Source organism: Streptomyces sp. UNOC14_S4 (assembly GCF_020740835.1).
Taxonomy (GTDB): domain Bacteria; phylum Actinomycetota; class Actinomycetes; order Streptomycetales; family Streptomycetaceae; genus Streptomyces.
Genome location: NZ_JAINFC010000576.1, coordinates 1 through 4,511, shown reverse-complemented (window position 1 = coordinate 4,511; position 4,511 = coordinate 1). Strand labels below are relative to the sequence as shown.

The window sequence follows — 4,511 nt, the reverse complement described above, 5'->3', positions numbered from 1 at the left end:
CCCCTTCCCTACGGCACGCCCGACGCCCCCCGCCTCTCCGTCCGCGGCGAAGCCCGCCTCGACGTCGACCCCGAGATCGCCCACCTCGGCATCACCCTCAACGCCCGCGGCACCGACCGCGCCGGCACCCTGGGCGACCTCACCCGCCGCAACAACCAGACCCTCGACCTCATCAAGACCTACGGCGACGCCGTCGAGAAGCTCCAGACCGGCACCCTCACCATCACCCCGCAACTCACCGAACGCGGCCGCCACGAACGCGTCCACGCCTACCACGGCACCGTCCACCTCACCGCGACCCTCGCCGACTTCACCGCACTCGGCGAACTCACCACCCGCCTCGCCGCCCTCGACCTCACCAGCGTCGACGGCCCCTGGTGGGCCCTCCGCCCCGACTCGCCCGCACACCGCGAAGTCCGCCAGCACGCCGTCCGCGACGCCGTGCAGCGGGCCCGCGAATACGCCGAAGCACTCGGCTCCCGCATCGTCGCCCTGCTCGAACTCGCCGACATCGGCGCGGAGAACACCGCCCCCGTCGTCCCGATGGCCGCGCCCGGCGGCATGGCGCGCGCTGCCGCGTACGCGGGTGCGCCCCCCGTACCCGCGCTCGACCTCGAACCCCAGCGACAGACCGTCTACGCGCAGGTCAACGCCCGTCTGACCATGACACCTCCGGCCCTGTGAGCCGCGGCGCGGGGAGTGCGCCGAGTGCTCATCGGAGCACCCCCGTGCACGTTTCACTAGTTGTCAACAAGCTTTTACCCAAAGGACGTTGGGTAGTTATGGCCGACGAATTCTCTACCCGCCGGTAGGTCATAAGGTCGTGCCATGCGCCGAGCGAAAATCGTCTGCACCCTGGGCCCGGCCACCGACTCGTACGAGCAGATCAAGACGCTCGTCGAGGCCGGAATGGACGTCGCCCGCTTCAACCTCAGCCATGGCACCTACGCCGACCACGAGACGCGCTACCGGCGGGTGCGCAAGGCCGCCGAAGAGGCAGGCCGCAGCATCGGGGTCCTCGCCGACCTTCAAGGCCCGAAGATCCGCCTCGGGCGATTCCGTGAAGGCCCCGTACTTCTTGAACGCGGTGACGAGTTCACCATCACCGTCGAGGACATCGAGGGCGACCGCCACGTGTGCGGCACGACCTACGCGGGTCTGGCCGCGGACGTCGCCAGGGGCGAACGCATCCTCGTCGACGACGGCCGGGTCACCCTGGAGGTGACGGCGGTCGACGGTCCGCGCGTACGGACCATGGTCATCGAGGGCGGCATGGTCTCCGACCACAAGGGCCTCAACCTCCCCGGAGTCGCCGTCTCCGTACCCGCCCTCTCCGAGAAGGACGTCGAGGACCTCCGCTGGGCGATCAGGACGGGCGCCGACGTCATCGCCCTGTCCTTCGTCCGCAGCGGCCGCGACATCGAGGACGTGCACCGCGTCATGGACGAGGAGGGCCGCCGCCTCCCCGTCATCGCGAAGATCGAGAAGCCCCAGGCCGTGGAGAACCTCGACGCCATCGTCGACGCCTTCGACGGCCTCATGGTCGCCCGCGGTGACCTGGGCGTCGAAATGCCGCTGGAAACGGTCCCGATCGTGCAGAAGCGCGCGATCAAACTGGCGAGGCGCAACGCGAAGCCGGTGATCGTGGCCACGCAGATGCTGGACTCGATGATCGAGGCGTCCCGTCCTACACGCGCGGAGGCGTCCGACGTGGCCAACGCGGTGATCGACGGCACGGACGCGGTCATGCTCTCGGGCGAGACCAGCGTGGGGAAATACCCGATCGAAACGGTCAGGACGATGGGCCGCATCGTGCAGGCGGCCGAGGAGGATCTCCTGGCCAAGGGCCTCCCCCCGCTGAGCGAACGCGGCAAGCCCCGCACCCAGGGCGGCTCGGTCGCCCGAGCCGCCGCGGAAATGGGCGACTTCCTGGGGGCGAAGTACCTGGTGGCCTTCACCCAATCCGGTGATACGGCACGGAGGCTGTCCCGGTACCGCTCACCGATCCCACTGCTGGCGTTCACGCCGGAACGGGCGACGCAGGCTCAGCTGAACCTGACGTGGGGCGTGGAGGCGTTCCTGGGGCCGATGGTCCAGACGACGGACGAGATGGTGCAGCAGGTGGATGAGTACCTGCTGAGGATCGGCCGTTGTCAGCCGGGCGACATGGTCATCATCACGGCCGGCTCCCCGCCGGGGGTGGCGGGGACGACGAACCTGGTGCGGGTGCACCACATCGGGGAGGAGTGAGTTTCGCTAGTACTTCGGGCCGATGTGGGCGTCCATGAGGGCTACGGATTCCTTGCGGGCGACGGAGATGTTGAACGGGTCCTTGCCGCGTTTGGTCACCTTCCACTCGACGCCGACGAGATCGAGCGTGTCGGAGTAGAGCTTCCGAATGTCGTCGGACTTGTTGGTGAAGAAGTACCGCGTGTACTCGTAGCGCTTCCGCTCGCCGCCGACGGGACGGATGGTCCAGTTGGTGATGCGGCAGCCGTCGGAGTGGACGAGCCCGCGGATGAACTCCCAGGGATAGGCGTTTACGATCCGCTGTTGCCAGGGCTCGAGTGCGATCTTGCGCTCGTGTTTCTTGCCGGGGCCGTGCTGCGGGAACATGCACCAGAGGTGCTTGGAGTACATCTTCACGTTCTGGCATCCGGTCCTGCGGACGCGGCAGACGGAGTTGTCGGGGAAGACTGCGCGCATGGCTTTTTCGCACTGGTCCATCAGGCCAGGCCAGCCGTTGTCGCACGTGATCATGAGGCTTGGGACGCGATGCTGGGAGTACTGGATGATGTGCCCGTCCCCCAGGTAGATCCCCAGTAAGTAGGCGTACGCGGCCTCGTCGAGTTCGCGCCCGTCGCATCGTGGGCACTTGGGGTTATGGGCTCCCGGGCACTCGCCGCGCTTTGACCGGTCTACGTGCCGCCAGTAGCTGATCGTGCCGAGGGGAATGTTCAGCGCGCGAGCGACGTCCGCGTTCTTGGCGCCGCCGCGTAGGAGGGTGAGGGCTTTCTGGCGCACTTCTGTGCCGTGCATCTGCATGAAGCAACAATGTGCGGCGAAAAGTGCCAGCGAGGCGAAAATGCTGGAGGTTCACGAGAAGGTGATCGTCCGCTTTATATATACGGTGCCCGGTGTGGGACTCGAACCCACACGCCCCAAAGGGCACGGCGGTTTGAGCGCCGCGTGTCTCACCAGATTCCACCAACCGGGCCTGCTGCACTGGACACCCTACAGTGTCCACGTATACGAGCGCAGCTAGGTAGGCTGAGCTGGCACATTCTGCCCGATCGAGGAGACCCGTGACCGCCGCCGAGCCCACGCCGCCCGTCGACGACGAGCAGCCGCACACCCCGCCCCACACCACCCGCGTCGTGATCGCCGAGGACGAGGCCCTGATCCGGCTCGATCTCAAAGAGATGCTGGAGGAAGAGGGCTACTCCGTCGTGGGCGAGGCGGGCGACGGCGAGACCGCGGTCGCGCTCGCGCGCGAGCACAAGCCGGATCTGGTGATCCTGGACGTGAAGATGCCGGTCCTGGACGGGATCTCCGCCGCCGAGCAGATCGCCCGTGACTCGATCGCCCCCGTCCTGATGCTCACCGCCTTCTCGCAGCGCGACCTCGTCGAGCGGGCCCGGGACGCGGGTGCGATGGCGTACCTCGTGAAGCCGTTCAGCAAGAGCGACGTGGTCCCCGCCATCGAGATGGCCGTCTCCCGGTTCACCGAGTTGAAGGCTCTGGAGCAGGAGATCGCCGACCTGACCCAGCGCCTGGAGACGCGGAAGCTCGTGGACCGGGCGAAGAGCATTCTGCAGACGCAGTACGGGCTGACCGAGCCGGCCGCTTTCCGGTGGATCCAGAAGACGTCGATGGACCGCCGGATGTCGATGCAGCAGGTGGCCGAGGCGGTCATCGAGGACGCCGAGGAGAAGAAGGCGGCGAAGGGGCAGTAAGCCTTTCCCGTATATCACCCGAAAAGGGGCTCGCATTTCCTTCCCGCGAGCCCCTTTTTCGTATACCAGCCCGGAAAATATCAGTCCTCGCCGAGATACGCCTTCCGTACCGATTCGTCGTGCAGCAGCTCCGCTCCCGTGCCGGAGAGCACGATCCGGCCTGTTTCCATTACATGGCCCCGGTCGGCGAGGGAGAGCGCCGCCTGGGCGTTCTGTTCGACGAGCAGGATCGTGGTGCCGGAGGCCTTGAGTTCGGTGATGGTGGCCTTGATCTTCTGCATCATGATCGGGGAGAGGCCCATGGAGGGCTCGTCGAGCATGAGGAGCTTGGGGCGGGACATCAGGGCGCGGCCCATGGCGAGCATCTGTTGTTCGCCGCCGGAGAGGGTGCCCGCTGCCTGGTGTGCGCGTTCGCCGAGGATGGGGAAGAGGTCGTAGGCGCGCTGGATGTCCTGGCGGATGCCGTCCGTGTCCTTGCGGAGGAACGCTCCGAGCTGGAGGTTCTCGGCGATGGTGAGGCGGGGGAAGATGTGGCGGCCTTCGGGGGAGTGGGCG

The 4,511-nt window shown here is 67.1% G+C and carries 5 protein-coding genes and 1 tRNA gene; 3 read left to right on the top strand and 3 right to left on the bottom strand.

Annotated features, from left to right (window positions below):
- The coding region (locus K6I34_RS32350) for an SIMPL domain-containing protein (RefSeq protein ID WP_229331592.1) at positions 1-684 on the top strand (684 nt) is incomplete at its 5' end.
- 144 nt (positions 685-828) lie between these two features.
- On the top strand, positions 829-2,250 hold the full coding sequence (gene pyk / locus K6I34_RS32345; protein ID WP_229331590.1) for a pyruvate kinase: 1,422 nt from the start codon (positions 829-831) through the stop codon (positions 2,248-2,250).
- A gap of 6 nt (positions 2,251-2,256) precedes the next feature.
- On the opposite strand, the gene K6I34_RS32340 is transcribed toward pyk, so the two are convergent.
- Together K6I34_RS32340 and K6I34_RS32335 are read right to left on the bottom strand one after the other, a co-directional pair.
- Positions 2,257-3,045 carry a helix-turn-helix domain-containing protein gene (locus K6I34_RS32340; RefSeq protein ID WP_229331587.1) on the bottom strand — a complete coding sequence of 263 codons (789 nt, stop codon included), beginning with the start codon at positions 3,043-3,045 and terminating at the stop codon, positions 2,257-2,259.
- Between the two features lie 86 nt (positions 3,046-3,131).
- Positions 3,132-3,217: transfer RNA gene (locus K6I34_RS32335), tRNA-Leu, on the bottom strand.
- Between the two features lie 88 nt (positions 3,218-3,305).
- On the opposite strand from K6I34_RS32335, the gene K6I34_RS32330 reads away from it, so the two are divergent.
- Positions 3,306-3,956, top strand: a complete 651-nt coding sequence (locus tag K6I34_RS32330) for an ANTAR domain-containing response regulator (protein ID WP_229331586.1) — start codon at positions 3,306-3,308, stop codon at positions 3,954-3,956.
- Between the two features lie 80 nt (positions 3,957-4,036).
- Here the strand turns inward: K6I34_RS32330 and K6I34_RS32325 are convergent.
- Positions 4,037-4,511: ABC transporter ATP-binding protein (locus tag K6I34_RS32325; RefSeq protein WP_229331584.1), on the bottom strand; the 475-nt coding region annotated here is incomplete at its 5' end.

Coding starts and splice junctions, on each gene's coding strand:
- pyk (WP_229331590.1), top strand. CDS start 829: ATGCGCCGAGCGAAAATCGTCTGCACCCTGGGCCCGGCCACCGACTCG.
- K6I34_RS32340 (WP_229331587.1), bottom strand. CDS start 3,045: ATGCAGATGCACGGCACAGAAGTGCGCCAGAAAGCCCTCACCCTCCTA.